General features: G+C 69.2%; 17 protein-coding genes. 11 read left to right on the forward strand and 6 right to left on the reverse strand.

Annotation, left to right across the window (positions count from 1 at the left end; translation table 11 throughout):
- Nucleotides 1-66 precede the first annotated feature (66 nt).
- Together KRR26_RS00460 and KRR26_RS00465 are read left to right on the forward strand one after the other, a co-directional pair.
- Nucleotides 67-708 (forward strand): hypothetical protein, encoded by a 642-nt coding sequence (locus KRR26_RS00460; protein ID WP_217078852.1) that lies wholly within the window; start codon nt 67-69, stop codon nt 706-708.
- Nucleotides 705-1,214, forward strand: a complete 510-nt coding sequence (locus tag KRR26_RS00465; protein WP_217078853.1) for a hypothetical protein — start codon at nt 705-707, stop codon at nt 1,212-1,214. Before KRR26_RS00460 ends, KRR26_RS00465 begins: the two co-directional genes overlap by 4 nt.
- 30 nt (nt 1,215-1,244) lie before the next feature.
- Here the strand turns inward: KRR26_RS00465 and KRR26_RS00470 are convergent, their stop codons facing one another.
- The gene (locus KRR26_RS00470; RefSeq protein WP_217078854.1) at nt 1,245-3,056 is read right to left on the reverse strand and encodes a M4 family metallopeptidase; all 1,812 of its coding nucleotides are present in this window, start codon (nt 3,054-3,056) and stop codon (nt 1,245-1,247) included.
- 254 nt (nt 3,057-3,310) lie between these two features.
- Here KRR26_RS00470 and KRR26_RS00475 point away from each other — a divergent pair, with 254 nt between their 5' ends.
- On the forward strand, nt 3,311-3,913 hold the full coding sequence (locus tag KRR26_RS00475) for a hypothetical protein (RefSeq protein WP_120205404.1): 603 nt from the start codon (nt 3,311-3,313) through the stop codon (nt 3,911-3,913).
- A gap of 83 nt (nt 3,914-3,996) precedes the next feature.
- Here the strand turns inward: KRR26_RS00475 and KRR26_RS00480 are convergent, their stop codons facing one another.
- On the reverse strand, nt 3,997-4,404 hold the full coding sequence (locus tag KRR26_RS00480) for a DUF3224 domain-containing protein (protein ID WP_217078855.1): 408 nt from the start codon (nt 4,402-4,404) through the stop codon (nt 3,997-3,999).
- Nucleotides 4,405-4,534: 130 nt separating this feature from the next.
- On the opposite strand from KRR26_RS00480, the gene KRR26_RS37545 reads away from it, so the two are divergent.
- Entirely contained in the window at nt 4,535-5,395 is an 861-nt protein-coding gene (locus KRR26_RS37545) for a DUF6597 domain-containing transcriptional factor (RefSeq protein WP_217078856.1), read from the forward strand.
- Nucleotides 5,396-5,476: 81 nt separating this feature from the next.
- On the opposite strand, the gene KRR26_RS00490 is transcribed toward KRR26_RS37545, so the two are convergent.
- From KRR26_RS00490 to KRR26_RS00500, 3 genes are all read right to left on the reverse strand, one after another.
- Nucleotides 5,477-6,439, reverse strand: a complete 963-nt coding sequence (locus tag KRR26_RS00490; protein WP_233576837.1) for a TolB family protein — start codon at nt 6,437-6,439, stop codon at nt 5,477-5,479.
- A gap of 114 nt (nt 6,440-6,553) precedes the next feature.
- Nucleotides 6,554-7,339 carry a LytR/AlgR family response regulator transcription factor gene (locus KRR26_RS37550; protein ID WP_217078857.1) on the reverse strand — a complete coding sequence of 262 codons (786 nt, stop codon included), beginning with the start codon at nt 7,337-7,339 and terminating at the stop codon, nt 6,554-6,556.
- Nucleotides 7,336-8,385 carry a sensor histidine kinase gene (locus KRR26_RS00500; RefSeq protein ID WP_217078858.1) on the reverse strand — a complete coding sequence of 350 codons (1,050 nt, stop codon included), beginning with the start codon at nt 8,383-8,385 and terminating at the stop codon, nt 7,336-7,338. Before KRR26_RS00500 ends, KRR26_RS37550 begins: the two co-directional genes overlap by 4 nt.
- A 189-nt stretch (nt 8,386-8,574) precedes the next feature.
- Here KRR26_RS00500 and KRR26_RS00505 point away from each other — a divergent pair, with 189 nt between their 5' ends.
- Complete coding sequence (locus KRR26_RS00505; RefSeq protein ID WP_120205631.1) at nt 8,575-9,009, forward strand: DoxX family protein; 435 nt, start codon at nt 8,575-8,577, stop codon at nt 9,007-9,009.
- 350 nt (nt 9,010-9,359) lie between these two features.
- Here KRR26_RS00505 and KRR26_RS00510 read toward each other — a convergent pair whose 3' ends face one another.
- On the reverse strand, nt 9,360-10,847 hold the full coding sequence (locus tag KRR26_RS00510) for an FAD-dependent monooxygenase (protein WP_217078859.1): 1,488 nt from the start codon (nt 10,845-10,847) through the stop codon (nt 9,360-9,362).
- 257 nt (nt 10,848-11,104) lie between these two features.
- Between KRR26_RS00510 and KRR26_RS00515 the strand changes: the two genes are divergently transcribed.
- The 6 genes from KRR26_RS00515 (at nt 11,105) to KRR26_RS00540 (ending at nt 18,949) form a co-directional block, all read left to right on the forward strand.
- Nucleotides 11,105-11,998, forward strand: a complete 894-nt coding sequence (locus tag KRR26_RS00515; RefSeq protein WP_217078860.1) for a hypothetical protein — start codon at nt 11,105-11,107, stop codon at nt 11,996-11,998.
- 282 nt (nt 11,999-12,280) lie between these two features.
- Complete coding sequence (locus KRR26_RS00520; RefSeq protein WP_217078861.1) at nt 12,281-14,026, forward strand: B12-binding domain-containing radical SAM protein; 1,746 nt, start codon at nt 12,281-12,283, stop codon at nt 14,024-14,026.
- A 3-nt stretch (nt 14,027-14,029) separates the two neighbouring features.
- Nucleotides 14,030-15,175 carry an acyl-CoA dehydrogenase family protein gene (locus tag KRR26_RS00525; RefSeq protein WP_217078862.1) on the forward strand — a complete coding sequence of 382 codons (1,146 nt, stop codon included), beginning with the start codon at nt 14,030-14,032 and terminating at the stop codon, nt 15,173-15,175.
- Nucleotides 15,176-15,194: 19 nt separating this feature from the next.
- Entirely contained in the window at nt 15,195-16,760 is a 1,566-nt protein-coding gene (locus tag KRR26_RS00530) for an amino acid adenylation domain-containing protein (RefSeq protein ID WP_120205391.1), read from the forward strand.
- Between the two features lie 81 nt (nt 16,761-16,841).
- Nucleotides 16,842-17,141: an acyl carrier protein gene (locus KRR26_RS00535; protein ID WP_120205389.1), complete on the forward strand. Its 300-nt coding sequence runs from the start codon at nt 16,842-16,844 to the stop codon at nt 17,139-17,141.
- Complete coding sequence (locus KRR26_RS00540; RefSeq protein WP_217078863.1) at nt 17,141-18,949, forward strand: condensation domain-containing protein; 1,809 nt, start codon at nt 17,141-17,143, stop codon at nt 18,947-18,949. Before KRR26_RS00535 ends, KRR26_RS00540 begins: the two co-directional genes overlap by 1 nt.

Here is an 18,949-nt window from a genome sequence, read left to right on the forward strand (position 1 = left end):
AGCCGTGCCCACCGGACACCGCGCACCATGCTCCTCCTCGCGTTGAGTTGTCTTCAAGGTCGCCCCATGCATGACGCCGCCGAGACGCTGCTCGCGCTCGGCGCGGACGGACTCCAGCTCACGCCCGGCAATGCCCCCACCGACGGATTCGTGGAGGACCTGCGCCAGCGGGGCGTGCCCTTTCGCACGCACCATGGCTTCACGCCGAGCGCGATGCGGCGGCAGGTCTGGGCCTCTGATGCCGCGTGCCGCGTCGACTCGGACTCCGTCCACCCTCCGCGCGACGTGGACCCCGCGCGCGAGCCCTGGGCGCACCGGGTGGAAGCCGGCGCGTATCAAACGCTGACGGTGGAGACCATGTACCCAGGCTATGCGCTGGGCACGGGGGCCGCGATTGACCGGGCCATGTCACTGGGCCTGCGGTTGGCGGTGGATGTCTCGCATCTGCACATCCAACGCGCCGGTGGCCTGCTGCCAGATTCGGTGTGGCGGCGGCTCCAGGACTATCCCTCCATCCACGAGGTGCACGTGTCCGCCAATCCCGGGGACCGGGACGCGCATCATCCCCTGACGCGTGACACCTTCGGGCTCGCCTGGGCCCGAGAGCGCGGCGCGGACGGTACACCCCTCATCCTCGAGTGCTACATGCACCGGCTCTCCGACGACGCACGCCGCGAGCAGGTGGCGCTCTGCCTGGGCACGACATGAACCACCTCAAGTACTCCCCCGCGAAGGCCGCGGCCCTGCGCGAGCACCTCTTGAAGGCGCAGGTCGAGCCGGTGGTGCTCGACCACTTTCAAAGGCATCCCCACCTGCGCTCCGCCGCGCTCCTCGTCGCGCAGTATTGGAATGACGAGGCAGACGACGCGGTCCACCACCGGCTCCTCTTCTCCGAGCTCGAGACGCCCGACACGGACGCCGCGTTTCGGGACCAAGAGAACGATGGCGTCAACTTCGCCACGCCTCCGGGCGAGGAGCGCTGGGAGGCCGAGGCGCAGCGGTATGTCTTCAGCTGGCCCGACAACCGCGAGGCCATCCCGCTCTTCGCCGCGTTCACCCGCGAAGACTGCCACCAGGACATGACGCCCCTTGAGTCGTTCACGCCCTACGCCATCTTCCGGCGGACGGGCACGGGGCTCGCCATCGAGGTCGTGGGGCAGATGCTCCGCCCGTGGCTCGATGGCGTCCGGCCAAGCTGGGAGCAAGACGTCTGAGCCCAGCTTCGCCGCGTCCCCGAGGGGCGACTACTTCACGCCCACCGCGTTCCAGCTCTCCAGCACCTTCTTCGCCTCCGGGGAGTCCTTGCCGTAGAGGTCCTGGGCCGCCTTGAAGGTGGCCTCCTTCGCCTGGGCGAAGTTGGTGTTCGGCGTCATGTAGAACGTCAGCGCGCGAGAGAAGACCTTCAGGCTCTTCTCGATGCCGATGCCGTCCTTCACCTCGACGCCGGAGGTGCGGTTCTTCCCGCCCTCGGACAGCAGATAGAAGGCGTTGTTCGCGATGCCCGAGTTGAGGTGCACGCCGCCGTTGTCCTGCATGCCGGTGTAGAGCTTGGAGTAGTTGTCGCGGGACTGGCCGTCCTTCGTGGGGTCGCTCAGGTCACGCAGGCCGTCGGTGGGGTCGCCGTTGTTCGGCGTGAAGGTGTCCTCGCCCACCGTCCAATCGAACTTCACCGCGCTGTTCGTCTTGCTCTCGTGCCACTCCACGCCCGTGCCGAGGATGTCGCTCATCGCCTCGTTGAGCGCGCCAGACTCGCCCCGGTACTTGAGGCCGGCGGTGCGCTCGGTGAGGCCGTGGGTGATTTCGTGGCCCGCGATGTCCAGCGTAGTGAGCGACCCGAACGTCTGGCCGTCGCCATCGCCGTAGTTCATCTTCTCGCCGTCCCAGTAGGCGTTGTTGAACTTGTCGCCCACGTGCACGTCAGAGATGAGCTTCTCGCCCTTGCCGTCGATGGAGTCGCGGCCGAGCACGTCCTTGTAGAAGTCATACGTGGCCTGCGCTCCGTACTGCGCATCCACCGCGTCCTTGTTGCGAGCGGGATCCGTCTTCTCGCCCCAGACGTCGTTGTTGTCGGTGATGGGCGCGTTCTTCGTCGAGGTGGACTCCGGGTCTCGGTTGAGCGCGTCGCGCGTCACCACGCCCTGGCCACGCGACTTGTCCTCCAGGCTGTACGTGCCATCCGCGTTCTTCGTGCTGCCGATCCGCACCTTGCCGCTGTACTGCGTGGTGTCGTCGGCCTTGCCCGTCGTCGTGGGCTGCGACGGGGTCGTCGGGGTCGTCGGGGTCGTGGTGGGCTTGCCCTTCTTGCCGCGCACGCCCTCGAAGCCGCCGAGCTGGTTGAACTGCTCCAGCACCTTCCCGGTGTTGGCGTCGACCAGGTAGTTCATCTTGCGCGGGTCCTTGCCCTGGCCCACGTCCGTCGTGTTGCTCAGCTCCACGTGGTACGCGACGTGGTACGCGCCGTCGTTCGCCTTGAAGAGGACGCGCTCGGTGGTCGGCGCGCGGTCCGTCTTGCCCGCGAAGTCCCGCTGTGCGACGGCCAGCGCCTGCTCGGCGGACAGCTTCGTCTTGGACGAGCCCAGCCCGGGCGGGATGGCGGAGAGGTCTCCGGTGACGCTCTCCACGCGGCCATCGTTGGCCAGGTGCCCGATGACCTGCTCACCGAAGACAGGCGTGCCCTCGCTGACGCGGTCCATCCGCACGTGCGTCATGCCCAGCGTGTCCTGCTCCACCGTGCGCGGCGAGAAGTCCGCCCCGCTGAGGACGGGCGTGGGGACGATGCCCCGGCCCGCGGACTGCGCGCTCTGCGTCTGGAGGAAGTCCACCGTCGTCTGGATGGCCGCCTTGCCCTGCGCGCTGTCGAGCGCGATGGGGCCCGGCTTCGGGGGCGCGGCGAGCGTGTTCTTCAGCGCCACCGGGGCCGGGCGCGCCTGGGGCGCGAAGCTGGACGCCTGGGTGAATCCCACGCCCTTGGACGACCCCTGCCCCGAGGCGCTCGCGGGCTTCGTGTCGGGGGAGCGGGAGACGGTGGGCTTCGGAAGGTCGTTGCGAACTTTCATGGCGGCGCACCCAAAGTGGGGAGAGGTACTCCTATTCTCGAAATATCCGACAAACAGTTGTGTCCCGCTGATTTAGAAATCGAGATGAGGCCCGGAGACAGGGCAAGCCCTTGGAAACATTTGCCCAGGAGGGCACAGCGGCCCGCACCCGGGGGTGGGGCGACGGAGCGGGCGGCTGGGTGGAGCGCCTTGCCGGGTTGGGGCGTGGGGGCAACCGTTCGCGAGGACAGGCAGGTCTCGGAGGGGGGGCACCCATGAGCGGCGTGAGGGATTCGGCGACGGCGTTGATGAACGAGCGGGAGATGCGGCTGGTGCTCGCCAGCGCTCCACGCAATCTGGCGGCACTGACGCAGCGGGAACTCAAATCCCTGGTGAAGCGGGCGCGGGGACTGAAGGACCGCTATGCGCTGCGGGCGCGGCGATTGATGGGGGAGGCGCGCGGCAAGCGTCCCGCCACACGCGGCCGCAGGGCCCAGGGCAATGCGAACACCCGGCGCAAGGCGGTGCTGTTCCAACAAGCCCTGGGACGATTCGAGGCAAGGCTCGCGCTCCTGGAGCGCGCGGCACCGAGCACGAAGCCCGCGGCGCGGGTCCGCAAGAGCGCGACTGGCAAGCGAGCCGCGACCGCGCGCAAGCAGGCTCCAGCGCGCAAGGCCACGGCGACCCGGCGGGCCTCGGTGGCCAAGACCTCACGGGTCCGCGGCGCCAAGAAGGCCGCCGCTCCGGCAGGCTACGTGCGGCGACAGAAGTCTCGGGGTGGCGCGCAGAAGCAGCGGCGCTTCAGCTCGGTCAACACGGTGGCGCACCGCACCGCGCAGGGGCGACGACAGCAGGCCCGGCGCGACTCACGGCGGTAGCGGAGTCTCGCGCCTCCCCACCGTGGCGCCGCGCCCCCTTCGCTGGCGCGGCGCCATGACGGGTTGCAGCCGGGTCACCGCGCTCAGGGCACCTCGGGCAGCGAGTACTCGAAGTCGTAGAAGTGCTTGCCGCCGCTCTCGATGATGATCTTCACCGAGCCCGAGAGCCCGCGCAGTTCCCCCGTGCCCGAGTCCGGCACCACCGTGATGATGAGCGACGTCTCGCCACGCACCGCCGTCCCGGAGTGCTGGAGACAGAATGTGCCGGTGCGGCCCTTCAGCGTTCCCGTCACGCACTCCATCGCCACATAGCCCGCCGAGCCCTCCACGGCGGAGCGCACCGCGAGCATCTGTCCCACGCTCGTCGCGTCCAGCTCACCGTGGAAGCGCTTGTCGAGCCACAGCCGTCCCACGGGCGAGTCGCTGGCCTGCGCCTCGGGGGGCATCGGGGTCAGCTTGACGTCAAAAGGGCCGGTGGCTCGCTGCATCATCGTGAAGTCCTTCCTCGCGGAGAAAGTCGCCGCCCACACCGTACGCGGGCTGGAAATCGTGGGCCGGGACATAGGTGAGCGTCCTCGACCTGGATTGCAAAAACACGACACCTCCCTACCATGCGGCGCAGTGAGTCGTTCCCGCCTCGACGCCCCGCGCGGCGTCCTCCAGCGCCGTGCGCCCGCGAACCGTATCTCCCACGAGCGCTTCCACCCCGCGCCCGCGCTGGCGCCCTTCATCGAGCACTTCTGGAGCGTCCGGTGGGACCTTCGGGGCCTGCCCGCCATCCAGGCCGAGACGCTGCCGCACCCGTGCATCCATTGGATTTTCGAGCGAGGTCGCGGCCAGCTCACCGGCGTGCAGACGCGGCGCTTCCGCCGACGGCTGAGCGGGCAGGATCGCGTCTTCGGCATCAAGTTCCGCCCCGCCGCGTTCCAGCCGTTCCTGGGGGCTCCGCTGTCGCGCCTGACCGATCGCACCGTCAGCGCGAGGCCCGTGTTCGGACCGGCCGGAGAGGCACTGCGCGACGCCATCCTCGCGGAGTCCGAGGTCCTTCGATGCGTGGCGCTGGCGGAGGAGTTCCTCCTCGCGCGCATCCCCGACCTGCCCGCGGAGATCCTCCTGCTGCGCGACCTGGTGGAGCGGCTGGCGAGAGACCCGGACATCACGCGCATGGAGCAGGTCGCCGCGCTCGCGGGCCTGCCGGTGCGCCAGCTCCAGCGACGGTTCAAGGCAGCGGTGGGTGTGAGCCCCAAGTGGGTCCTGCAACGCTACCGCCTCCATGAAGCCGCCCTGCGACTCGAGGCCGAGGACGCTCCGGACATGGCGAGCCTCGCGTTGCACCTGGGTTACTTCGACCAATCGCACTTCATCCGAGACTTCAAGTCCGTCGTGGGACAGTCGCCCGGCGAGTACGCCGCCGAGGCTCGCGCCATCCGCCGGGACACGAACGCTCGGACTGCCCCTCAGAAGCGAAGCAGTCCCAGGTGAGGCATGGCAGGCGACTTTCCCGCGCCTCTCGCGGCGCTCCCTCCGGCCTGGGTGACGAGAGCGCCGCAGCCCCTCCTGCGCTCAGCGCAGGAGGCAGCGCGTGTCGAGGCTGTAGAAGTCCGAGGGCGTGAACGGGTTCCACGTCTGCCGCACGAAGTAGAGGCGACGCAGGTCGCGGCTCAGCGTCGGGTGGAACTCGTCCTTCTCCGTGTTCACCGCCGGCCCCATGTTCAGCGCCCGCGTCCACGTGCCCGCGAGGTTGAAGCTCACGTAGAGGTCACCCAGGCCATACCCACCCGGCCGATTCAGCGACGCGAAGATGAGCAGCTTCCCGTCCGGAGAGACCCACGGGTTGTACTCCCAGAAGTCCGGGCTGTTCACCCCCATGCCCAGGTTCTCCGGCGCGGCGTACCCAGTGCCCTGGCGGCGCGCGCGGTAGATGTCGAAGTCCGTCTCGAAGGTGCCGCTCGCGAAGTACACCGTCCCGTCCGCGGTCACGCTCGGGAAGAGCTCGTGCCGAGGCGAGTTCACGGTGTTGCCCAGGTGCTGAGGCGCGCCCCACCCCTTGCCGGAGCGGTGCACCACCCAGAGGTCGAAGTCCTCGCGCTCCACGCCGTCCACCGGCCGCATGGAGGAGAAATAGAGCGACTGCCCATCCGGCGAGAGGAAGGGATCCGAGTCGTGGAAGGTGCCCGAGAAGGACACGACCTCGCCCGGACCGAAGTGCCCATTCACCTTGTGCGTGACGTAGATGGTCCCATAGGGCGCCTCCGCCGTGTCCACGTGGTAGTAGGCCGTCTGGCCGTCCGCGGAGAGCGACAGCCGATACTCGGAGCGCTCCGGCAAGGAGATCTCCCCTGGCGCGAAAAGCGAACCACCCGGCTCGCATGCTCCGCGCGACAGCGCCTCCACGCCCTCGCCGGACGCCCAGGCCTCGTCCCATGGCCCCTGCGCCCAGGCGGCCCCCGACACGCTCATCAACACCCCGGCCAGCAGGGCACCCACGGACGACCCCTTCGCTCCCATTCCACGAATCACGTTCATGCGCGGCTCCTTTGCCGCGACCAAGGTCGCTCGAACGCGCGAGCAGCCCCATGAGGATGTGATGAGCCGTGGAGGGTCCGGGATGGACGGTGGACCGGACGGGATGACGTTGCGTCAGGGCGCCAGGTCGAGCGCCCGCTGCAGGCGCGCACGGTAGCTGCGCCCCGAGGTGAGCTTCGTTCCATCCCGCAGGACGAACACGAACTCCCCGGGCGGCAGCGGCTCCACTTCTTCAATCCGGTCGAGCTGGACGATGAACGAGCGATGCGCGCGCACGAAGCGCTTCGGGTCCAGCTTCGACTCCAACGCGTTGAGCGTCTCCCGTGCGAGGTAGGACTCCTTCCCCACATGCAGCGAGACGTAGTTCCCCTCGGAGGACAGGTAGTCGATGTCCTCGACCCGGACGAAGCGCAACCGCCACCCTACCCTCGCCACCAGTCGGCTCACGTACCGCTCGGCGGGCGGCGCCATCCGTTGGGACAACGACTCCAGGCGCGCGAGCAGCTCCGCGTCCGGCTGGGTGGCGCGGGCTCGCAGTCGCTCTCGCGCCCGAGCGAGGCTCTGCTGGAAGCGCTCCCGGTCGAACGGCTTGAGCAGATAGTCGAGCGCGTTGGCCTCGAAGGCCTGGACCGCGAAGTCCCGATGCGCCGTCACGAAAATGATTTCAGGGAGCCGCTCCGGCGCGACCGCTCGAATGACTCCGAAGCCATCCGGCTCGGGCATCTGCACGTCCAGGAAGACGAGGTCCGGTCGCTCATCCTCCAGTGCCGTGATGGCCTCGTGGCCGTCACGGCACTCCGCGACGACCTGCATGTCCGAGGTCTCCGCCAGGAGGTCCCGCAGGCGCTCCCTCGCGAGGGGCTCGTCGTCCACCACGACCACGCGAATCGGCGTGCTCACGCGGAGGTCTCCGCGCGGAACGGCAACGCGAGCAGAACCTCGGTGCCACCCCCTTCGGCGTCTCGCAGCTCCAGCCGGTGGTCTCGGCCGTACAACTGCGTGAGCCGCTCGCGGGTGAGCCACAGGCCCTTGCCACCACCAGACCGGGTGAGCGCTTCGGGCGGCGACTTGAGCCCCAGGCCGTCATCGCGCACTTCGAGGCGCAGCTCGGAGCCTTCACGGCGAGCAACCAGCGTCACCGTCCCCGGCTCGGAGCCCGGCGCGATGCCGTGCTGAATGGCGTTCTCCACGAGCGGTTGCAGCAGGAAGTGAGGCACATGCGCGCCCAGTGTGTCCGGGTCGATGTCCCGATGCACCGTGAGCCGATCCGCGAAGCGCACGCCTTGGATGTCCAGGTAGAGCTGGAGCGAGCGCAGCTCCTCGCGCAGCGGAACCTCCTCACGCGTCGCGGCGTCCAGCGTGCTGCGCAGCAAGTCGCTCAGCCGCGCAATCATCCGCTCACTGCCATCGGGGTTGCGATGAACCAGCGCGGAGATGGAGTGCAGCGTGTTGAACAAGAAGTGAGGGTGCAGCTGCGCCTTGAGGACATGGAGCTGCGCGCGAGCGAGCTGACCTTCTCGCAGCCGCACCTGCTCGGCGTAGTAGAGCGCGTTCGCCACGCCGAGCACCGTGAAGTAGGTGAACGGGTTGTAGAGCAGCGAGTGCTCCAGCACGTCCCAGAAGTCCGGGCGCTGGGCGTACCAGCCAATCCAAGGATCGAGCGCGTAGATGGCGGCGGCTCGCGCCACCGAGGCAAGCAACGCCCCCACCGCGTGCAGCACGAGCCGGGGGACGAGGTGCGAGCGCTCGAACGGGAAGCGCAGCCCCAACTGGATGACGACCAAGGTGAGCGGGGCCCAGAGACCGTGGGCCACGAGCGACGTGCGCAACACATCGCTCCAGGCGCCGCCGCCCACGGAGTGCGCCTCGCTCGCGGCAGCCAACCCCGACAACGTCCAATAGACGAACGAGGCCACCCACCAGCGCCAGGAGCTGCCGCGTGTCATGGCGGCGGAGTATACGCACGCCCCCTCGCACGCCGGGAAGCAGGCCTCGCGTTGTCCGCACCGTCGACTCGATGGAATCCTTCCAACGGATTGACACATCGCTCCAGCCCCCTGGCGCGCACTGCAATGGCGTGACATGGAGGCGGGGCGTTTCACTTCTCCCCACACAGCTCTCCTTTGGGTCCCATCATGAAGCTCTCATCCGTCTTCCCTGCTCCTCCATCCAATGCCGCGAGCGTGGCGCTGCTGATGTTGCGCGTCGTCGCCGGGCTCGCGTTCGTGCTGCATGGCTCGTCCAAGATTCAGGACCCCTTCCACTGGATGGGGCCCACGGCACCGGTGCCCGGGCTGTTCCAGGCACTGGCCGCGCTCTCCGAGTTCGGTGGCGGGCTGGCGTGGATTCTCGGCGCGCTGGTGCCGCTCGCGTCCCTTGGGCTGTTCTTCACGATGCTCGTCGCGGTGTTCACCCACGCGGTGGCGAACGGCGATCCGTTCGTGGGCCACGGCGCGAGCTACGAGCTGGCCCTGGTGTACCTGTCCATCTCCGTGGTGATGCTGCTCATCGGCCCCGGCCGGTTCTCCGTGGACGCGTTCATCCGCGCCAGACTCAACCGTACCCCGTAGAGCCTGCGCCTCAAGCGCGCCGGCGGCCAGCACGTCCGCCAGCGCGTGGACTTCTTGGGCGTCGTCCGTTCGTCTTTGGGCAGGCGCCCGCACATCGCCTTCAGCGAGCCAGCAGGGGCTGGGCACTGAGTCCGCGCGCTCACGCCAGAGGCCGCACAACGCCCGACGCGGCATCACCCCTCCAACCAGGTCCGATTTGACGGCGGCAACTCCAAGCTGTCGGACGCGCTCTTCCGCGCGGGCAAGCACCACGAGCTGCTCGCCATCAGCGGCGCCCCCCATCACGTGGTGGACCCGCTCCTCAACACACACCTGTGGGAGCGGGTGATGCGCCACCTCCACGACACTCTCTAGGTTGCCTCGGCTGAACGCGGGGGCCCGAACCATTGCGTGAGGGCCGCACGCAGTCCCTGGTCCGTGCCCTCCCCGACCCACGCGACGTGTCCGTCCGGACGAATCAGCACCGCGGCCGGCGCCGTCACGAGCCCCAACACCGGGAGTTCCCACGCCCCCGTGCAGCGCGCCGCGACTCGGCGAACCCGGTCCGCCCAGGGCGCGACATCGAGTGGGCCACGCTCGTCGAAGTCGAGCAGCACCGGCCGCGCGTCATGCAACAGGTGGAACACACGCCGGGGCCCCTCGGCCGTCATCAGGTCGAGGTCCGGCATGCGCCGCCCGAGCAACGGATGTCCGTTGCCCAGGTCGTAGTGGATGTCCAGACCCGACATCATCGCCGCGTACTGCTTGCGTGGCCCGTCCATCCGCAGCAACTCCGCCAGCGTCTCCCGCACGGCGTCCATCCGCGCGTCACCGCGGCTCAGCGCGGTCTGCGCCAGGGTCTTCCGCAGCGCACGGGCCGCGATGGGGTGTCGCTCGGCTTGGTACGTGTCGAGCAGGTCGTCCGGCGAGACACCGCGCACCACCTGGGCCAGCTTCCATCCCAGGTTCACGGCATCCTGCACACCGAGGTTGAGCCCCTGTCCGCCCATCGGAGAATGCACGTGGGCCGCGTCGCCGGCCAGGAGCACCCGCCCGTTGCGGTAGGACGCCGCCTGCCGGGTCATGTCGGTGAAGCGCGAGAGGTACGTGGCGCGTTGCAGGCCGTAGTCCGTCCCGTAGAGCGCGATGAGCCCCTGGCGCAACGTCTCGAGCGTCGGCGCGTCTGCCGTGCAGACCTGCTCCTCTCGCAGCACCACGCCCACGCGCCCGTCCTCCAGCTTGCCCATCGCGAAGGTGCCCTTCTCGTCCCGACGAATGCCGAAGGTCGGCGTGCCGGTCATCTCGACCTCGGCGATGAGGTAGCTGATCGACGCGTCCCACCCCGGGAACGCAATGCCTGCCGCCTTGCGGATGAGGCTGCGGCCCCCATCGCATCCGACGAGGTACTTCGCACGCACCACGCGGCCATCGGACAACGTCACGTCGACGCCGGTGTCATCCTGCGCGAAGCCCGTCACTTCGCACCCTCGCGCCATGGGCACCGCCAGCTCGCCCACCCACTCCGCCAGGATGCGCTCGAAGCGCTCCTGCACGAGCGCGAGCCCGTGGTTGTGACGCGTTGGAAAGTCGCTGAGGTCCAGCGGCGCCTGCCCGAACGCGACGTTCTGGACCGTTTGTCCTTGCGAGGTGAAGCGCTCGACGACCCCGCGCTGGTCGAGCACCTCCAGGCTGCGCGCGTGCAGCCCACGCGAGCGGGTGCCGACGACCTCCTGACCGGCGCGCCGCTCGACGATGAGCACGTCCACCCGCGCCAACGCCAGCTCCGCCGCCAGCATCAGCCCGGTCGGGCCCCCTCCCGAGATCACCACCGCGTGCTGCGTCACGTCGTCCGCGTGCATGCCTCAGTCCTCCCGCGCTTGGAACGAAACGGGCAAGGGTGGAGCACGGGCAGGGGGGCTTGCGGCAACACCCGGGGTCTGGCATCTGCTGACAGTGGAGAGCGCGGTTGCCCTACGGAGTCACCTTCGGGGCGCCCATTTTCTCAGCCCCCAATTCCTGAGAGGGATAGGCCCACGCAAGCGGCCACCCGACCTCTTGATTCGCCGGGCGGTTTCTTCTAACCGAGCCAGATCAACCGTCTCTTCCAGGGAGTGTGATGAAAGCACTGTTTGCCGCATTGCTGTTGTTCACGACCGCCGCCCAAGCGGAGTCCAAGCCGGTCAAGCTCTTCATCGACGGGGGCAATCCCTTCCTGCACGTCGACGCGAAGGACGCCCCCACCGTGGGCGACGAGGTCACGCTGTTCGCCGATGCGAATGGCTCGAAGGCCGTGGGCACCGCGGTCGTCATGGAAGTGAAGGGCGCCCTCGTCCGCCTCAACGCCGACGCAACCAAGAGCGGCGCGAAGTTCGCGCGCGCCATCAAGCCCGCCCCCGTGGCGGCTCCCGCCCCGGCCGCCGCGCCTGCTCCGGCCCCCGCTCCCGCCCCCGTGGCGGTGGAGCCTCCGCCGCCCGCCCCGCCCACGCCGCCTGCCGAGGCCGTGGAGCCCGCCCCGCGCCTGCGCGGAACCCTGGCGTCCGGACTCGTCCGCGTCACGATGCACAACAACTCCGAGGAGGCGTGGACCGACTGCATGCTGCGCTTCTCGGACGAGCGCTTCTTCAAGGTGGGCCGCGTGGCCGCGGGCGCGGACGACACCGTGATGAAGGTGAAGTTCTCCAGCCCTCCGGTGCCTGCCAGTGACCGCGTCGTCGTCAAGTGCGTCCAGGGCGAGGCCGAGTTCCTCTACGCCGAGCCCGCTCGCCCCGCCGCGATCAAGGGGTACGCCGTGGGCGATGGCGACCGCGTGACGGTCTTCAATCAGAGCGAGAAGGACTGGACCCAGTGCGACGTGCGCAAGCCCGACGGCAGCCACTATGTCCTGGGCAACTTGGAGGCGGGCGACCAGAACTCCATCCGCGGCGGTCTGTTCAAGAAGGACCCGAAGCCCGGCGTGCAGTGGCTGAAACTCATCTGTGCCGAAGGTGAGTTGGAGACATCCTTCAAGTAGCCCCACGCGCGCCTACCCGAGCGCGCTATCTCTGCCGAGCCCCGCGGCCCGCCTCCGGAACTCAACCGGGGCGGGCCGTGGTGTTTCGTGCGAAGCCCGCTCGGCGCCGCCACGTCGCAAATTCAAGACAGATAAGAAATACCCCTATGTTCTGAAGAGCCCTCCATTCCAGTACCGGGGGACGAAGGACATTCCGGGGCTCCACGGCCATTCTCGGCGCCGGCTGTATCTACCCCCACCATTCCCAGACATACCTTTGGGTCCGCGCCGGAAACGCCGCTCATGAGCGAGCCACTCAGCACATTGCGAGCAGACCTGTTCCTGCTGCACGCGCCGAGTGTCTATGATTTCCGCGACCGGGACGACGTGCTGTTCGCCTATCTGAGCGACTCCGACAGCGTCAACGTCACGTCCATCTACGAGATGTATCCGATTGGCTTCCTCGCGCTGAAGGAGCACCTGCGCGCGCACGGCCTCTCGGTGGACATCGTCAACGTGGCGGCGCTGATGCTCCAGCACCCGGCGCTGGACGTGGACCGGCTCCTGGAGCGGCTGGAGGCCCCGGTCTTCGGCGTGGACTTGCACTGGCTGGCGCACGGCCACGGCGCCATCGAGCTGGCGGGCCGAATCAAGCGAGCCCATCCCGAGGCGATCATCCTCTGCGGAGGAATCTCCGCCACGTATTACGCGGAGCAGCTCATCCAGTACCCGGCCATTGACGTCGTGGTGCAGGGCTACGACACGCTGGAGCCCACGCGGCGGTTGGTCGAGCGCATCCAGCGCGGTGAGCGGAACCTGGAGGGCATCCCCAACCTCCTGTTCAAGCGCCAGGGCCGCATCGAGCGCACCGGCTTCGCGCACAAGCCCGCCCGCGACTCCAACGACGCCACGGTGGACTGGGGCTTCTACCGGGACGCCCCCGGCGACGTGGCCGCGACGCGGCTCATCATGACGCTGCCCAACACCGGGTGCGCGTATGACTGTGGTTGGTGTGGAGGATCGCGCTCGGCGTTCCGTCAGGTCATGGGCGTCAAGAAGACGCTCATCCCGAAGCACCACCAGCGCGTCGTCGATGAGCTGCGCACCCTGGGCCCCACCGCCACGCAGACGGGCATCTACGCGCTCCAGTGCTACTCGGAGACGCGCCCGCGCTTCCACGCGTATCTGGATGCAGTGCGCGAGGCCGGCTACCGCCAGCTCTTCGTCGAGCAGTTCCACCTCACGCCCGAGGACACGCTGCGGCGGATGGGTCAGGCCAGTCAGACCTACATCCTCTTGTCGCCCGAGTCGCATGACCCGGTCATCAGCAAGCTGGCCGGGCGCGGGACGTACACGATGGAGCAGATGGAGGCGTGGATTCCGCGCGCGCTCGACGCGGGTATCGCGGGCGTCCTCATCTGGTTCTTCCTCGGGATGCCCCAGCAGACGCCGCAGTCCATCTCCGACACAGTGGACTACTGCATCGGCCTCCTGGAGCGCTTTCCGGGCCGGCGTGTGCTGCCCCTGCTGTGTCCCATGGTGCCATTCCTGGACCCGGGCTCGCGCTTCTTCGAGGACCCCGAGCCCCATGGCTATCGCCTCTTCCACCGCACGCTGGAGGAGCACCGGCGCGCCTTGGTGGAGCCGCTCTGGCATCGGCGGCTGAACTACGAGACGCGCTGGCTGTCACGGCGCCAGCTCCAGGACGCCACGTACGGCGCGGTGGCTCGCCTCGTGGAAGCCAAGGGACAGGCGGGCGTGCTCCCTCGCGGCGTGTGCCAGGGAATCCTCTCCGCCATCTCCGAAACCGAGACACTGCTCGGTGAGATGGAACAAGCGCTGACGCGGGATGGTGCGCTGACCGCTCCGCTGCGCGACGACATCCGCGCGTACAACCGGCGCGTCCTGTCGCACTCGAGCGACCAGATCGTGCCCCTCCCCCGCCCCTTCGGAGGTCGCTGGTTCGACGACTTCACCGTGCCCGCGTCAATGCTGGCGCAGCTGCAAGGGAAGGCCTTCCACGCGGCGCGCGCCCAAGGAGAAGGCTGAGCCATGGACTTCGCGTGGGCGCCCGAAGACGCGCGGATGAAGTCGGACGCCGCCGCGTTCGGCCGCGAGCGCCTCGCCTTCGACGTGGGGGCGTTGGACCGCGACGGGACCTTCAATCACGAGGGCTGGCGGCGGGCCGCGGAGTTCGGCGTGCTCGGCCTTTCCCTCCCGCGTCGCTACGGAGGCGCCGAGCGGCCGCTGCTCACCACCGTCCAGGCGATGGAGGGCTTGGGGCTGGGGTGCACAGACAACGGCCTCTGGTTCGCGTTGGGCGCGCACCTGTGGGCGTGCGCGTGGCCCATCCTCCTGGTGGGCACGGAGGAGCAGAAGGAGCGCTACCTGCCCTCGCTGGCCCGCGGGGTGCGCGTGGGCAGCCACGCGATGACCGAGCCGGAGGCGGGCTCGGACGTGGCGGCGCTGCGCACGACGGCCACCCGGCGCGGAGCGGGCTATGTCCTCCAGGGCCGCAAAATCTTCGTCACCAACGGGCCCGTCGCGGACCTGACCGTGGTCTTCGCGACGGTGGACCCCGCGCGGGGACGCGAAGGTCTGACGGCCTTCCTGGTGGAGCGTGGGCAACCGGGCCTCCACCTGGAGCGCACGGTTTCGAAGATGGGGCTCAGGACCGCGAGCATGGGCGAGCTGCGGCTGGACGGCTGCGAGGTTCCGGTGTCACAGCGCCTGGGTGAAGAGGGCGCGGGCCTGCCCTTGTTCGCGCAGCTCATGGAGTACGAGCGCGGCCTCATCCTCGCCCCGGCGCTCGGCGTGATGGAGCGAATCCTGGAGCGCTGCGTGCGCCACGCGCGCGAGCGTCGGCAGTTCGAGCGGCGCATCGGCGACTTCCAGGCCGTGTCCACCAAGCTGGTGGAGATGCGGCTGCGCCTGGAGACAGCGCGCGGGCTGCTGTACCGCTTCGCGTGGCTCAAGCAGCAGGGCCGCAGCGCGATGTTGGAAGCATCGCTGGTGAAGCTCCACGTGAGCGAGGCCTGGGTGCAGACGTGCCTGGACGCGATGCAGGTCCACGGCGGCCAGGGCTACCTCACGGAGACGGGGTTGGAGCGGGAAGCGCGCGATGCGCTGGGGAGTCGCATCTTCTCCGGCACCTCGGAGATCCAGCGAGACCTCGTGGCTCGGATGATGGGCCTCTGACGAGGCGAGAGGGGGACGCATGCTGTATCCGTTGCTCGAAGACAGCGCGCGTGCTTTCGCCCACCTGCCCGCCGTCATCGACGGCCTTCGCGTCCTGACGTTCGGCGAGTTGGACGCGGCGGCCGGGCGCTTGGCGCGCACGCTGAGAGCCCACGGCATTGGACGGGGCCATCGCGTGGGCCTCCACCTGGACAAGTCGCTGGAGGCCGTGGTGGGGCTGTTGGGCATCCTGCGCGCTGGCGCCGCCTACGTGCCCTTGGATGGCAGCGCGCCCGCGTGGCGGCTGGAGTTCATCGCGCGCGACTGCGAGCTGTCCGGAGTGCTCACCACGCCCGCCTGGATGGACACGCTGGGCTCCGTGAGCAGCCTGCGCTGCGCCATCCTCGTTGGGGCCACGCCCCAGGAGTGGCGCGCCGAGCCAGGCGGCCCGCCGACCCTCTCGTGGGACGCGGCGCTCGCGGGTCCCGACACAAGCGAGCCCTCCCCAGTGGAAGGCTCGCCCGAGGACCTGGCGTACATCCTCTACACCTCGGGCTCCACCGGGCAGCCCAAGGGGGTGATGCTCAGCCACCGCGCCGCGCGCGCGTTCGTGGACTGGGCCCACGCCGAGGCGGACATCCGGCCCGGGGACCGCGTGTCGAGCCACGCGCCCCTCCACTTCGACCTGTCCATCCTCGACCTCTTCGCGGCGGTGAAGGGGGGCGCGGCCATCGTCCTGGTGCCGCCGGCGCTGTCTGTCTTTCCTCGCGAGCTGGCGGACTTCATCGAGGCCCAGCACATCAGCGTCTGGTACTCCGTGCCCTCGGTGCTCACGCAGTTGGTGGCGCGAGGCGAGCTGGGGCGCCACGGCTTCCGAGCCCTGCGCACCGTGCTCTTCGCGGGCGAGGTCTTCCCGCTGAAGTACTTGCGCCGCTTCGTCCAGACACTGCCGCACGTGCGCTGCCTCAACCTCTACGGGCCCACCGAGACGAACGTGTGCACGTTCCAGCCGGTGGGGCCGCGCGAGCTGGCGGGCACCGAGAGCCTGCCCATTGGACAAGCGTGCTGCGGGGACGAGGTGTTCCTCCTCGGCGATGACGGCGCGGAGGCGCGGCCGGGGGACGAAGGGGAGCTGTGCGTGGCGGGCCCCACCGTGATGAGCGGCTACTGGGGCATGCCGGAGCGCACGCGGGCCGTGCTGGGGCCACTCCTGGGACGGGCGCGCGCGTACCGGACGGGCGACCGCGCCCGGCGCGACGAGGCGGGCGTCCTCCACTTCCTGGGGCGCCGTGACGACCTGGTGAAAGTACGAGGACACCGCGTGGAGCTGAGCGCGGTGGAGGAGGTGCTGCTGCGGCATCCGGACGTGGAGGAGAGCGCGGCGGTGACGCTGCCCGACGAGCTCACCGGCAACGAGCTGCGGGCCTTCGTCGTGCTCCGTGCCGCGTCCGCCATCAGCCCGCAAGAACTCAGGATGCACTGCGCGGAGTACCTGCCCCGCTACATGGTCCCCGCCCGCATCGACCCATGTCGCGCCTTGCCGAAGACGACGACGGGGAAGAAGGACCGGGTACGGCTCCAGGAGCGGGCGCGCGAGCTCGGGTGAGTCCGCCCCGATGACGCAGGTTCAACTCACGGGTCGATGACCCGACGGGCGTGCCATGCCCAGAAGCCGGAGTGAACGCCAGTGAATCAGACAATCGGGGACTTTACCGAGGAGCAGGTCGCTCGAATCATCCGCGACCACATCGACCAGGAGTTCCTCTTCCGCTCGCGCGACGCGGGGCTGACCGAGGAGGACAGCCTCATCTCTCGCGGGGTCATCGACTCGATGGGGCTGTTCCGGCTCGTGAACTTCCTGGAGCGGCGCTTCGCCATCTGCGTCAGCCCGCCGGACATCGTCATGGACAACTTCCGCAGCCTGCAGGCTATCCGCGTCTTCACCCTCGCCCGGCTGCGCGCCAGGGCCTGCGCGGAGCAATGCTGATGCAAGCCGACGTCTGGAGGGCCTTCCAGCGGCTGCACGCCCTGCGCTCCGCCGCGCCACCGCTGGTGCGCGGCACGCGCCAGGGAGGCACGCGCGCGTCGTTCGCGCAGGAGCGCCTGTGGTACCTGGACCAGGCCAATCCCGGGGGCACTGCGTACCACCTGCCTGTCGCGTTCCGCATGGAAGGGGCGCTGGACACGCGCGCGCTGCGGCTGGCGCTGGAGACCATCGAGCATCGTCACGAGGCCCTCCGCACCTCGTTCGATTCGAGCCGGGGTCTGGTCGTTCAGCGCGTGCGCCCTCCCGGCGCGTTCCGAATGTCGAGCGTGTCGCTGCGCGAGTTGGAGCCGAGCCAGGAGGGCTTCGCCGCGAGACTCCAGGAGGCGCTGGCACGCGAGGCATGGCGCCCGTTCGACCTGCTGAGGGATCCGCTGTTCCGGGCGACGCTGTTCGAGCTGCGGGATGACGACCACGTCCTGCTGCTCAACTTCCACCACATCATCTACGACGGCTGGTCACAGGACGTGCTGTTCCGCGAGGTGTCCGCCCTCTACGACGCGTTCCGGCTGAAGCGACCGTCTCCCCTGTCCGAGCTGACCATCCAGTGCGCGGACCACGCGCGATGGCAGCGGTCATGGCTGCGAGGCCGCGTGCTGGAAGGACTGCAAGACCACTGGCGCAAGTGCCTGTCGAGCCGCCTGCATGGGCCTCGGTTGCGCGTGGGCCGTCCCGACGCGGCGACCTCGCACGCACGAAGCCGCGAGCTGGGCGTGTTGCCGCTGCGCTTGCCCGCGCCCCTGGCCTCGGCGGTCCTCCACATGACCCGCGAGGCGGGCGTCACGGTCTTCATGACGCTGCTGGCCGCGTTCCAGGTGTTGTTGCATCGATACTCGGGCAATCAGCCCAAGCTGTTCGTGTGCAGCCCCATCGCCAATCGCCAGCGCAGCGAGGTGGAGCCGCTCATCGGCTACTTCACCAACCTGCTCGTGCTGCCCACGGACCTGCGCGGAGACCCGAGCTTCCACCAGGTGCTGGAGCAGGCAAGGGGCATGGTGTCGGGCGCGCTGGCGCATCAGGACCTGCCAGTGCAGCTCATGGACGGGTTGGACCTGGGCAATGAGCCCCTGTCGCAGGTCCTCTTCTCCTACGAGAACACGCCGCGCCATCCGCTGACGCTGTCGGAGCTGCGCATCCGCCCGGTGGAGCTGTCCGGAGGGACGTGCGACTTCGACCTCTTCCTCGCGCTGCACGAAGACGGCGGCGACATCGCGGGCACGCTCAAGTACTCGCGCCACTTGCTGGACGATGCGGATGCGGTGCGCTTGCTGGAGGACTTCCTGGCCGTACTGAGCCAGGCGATGGCCGCTCCCGAGCGGCACGCGTCCGAGTTCCTGCCGACGTGCCCCGCGGGCATCGAGTCCCCGCGCGAAGCCGACGTGCCGTCCCGAAGGCCCGCGGCCGCGACGGCGGACCTGCTGGGTGGACTGCGCGCGGCGGGCCCCGAGCGGCGCAAGGCGCTCTTGCGCGAGTACCTCCACGAGACGCTCGTGCGGGTGGCGCTGCGTGGGCAGCGGCCGGAGCAGCCCATCCACTCGCTCCAAGAGCTGGCGCTCGACTCGCTCCGGCTCATCGAGTTGACCGGGCGCATCCGCACGGAGCTGTCCATCGACATGCCCGTGTCGCGGTTCTTCGAGGCGACGAGCCTGGAGGTGCTGGCCGACGAGCTGCTGGCCCGTTGGCTGCGCGCCCAGGTCTCCGAGACTCGGCCCGAGGCGACGGGGACGGGCCGCGAGTTCGTCACGCTGTAA

It is taken from the genome of Citreicoccus inhibens (assembly GCF_019039035.1).
GTDB lineage: Bacteria > Myxococcota > Myxococcia > Myxococcales > Myxococcaceae > Citreicoccus > Citreicoccus inhibens.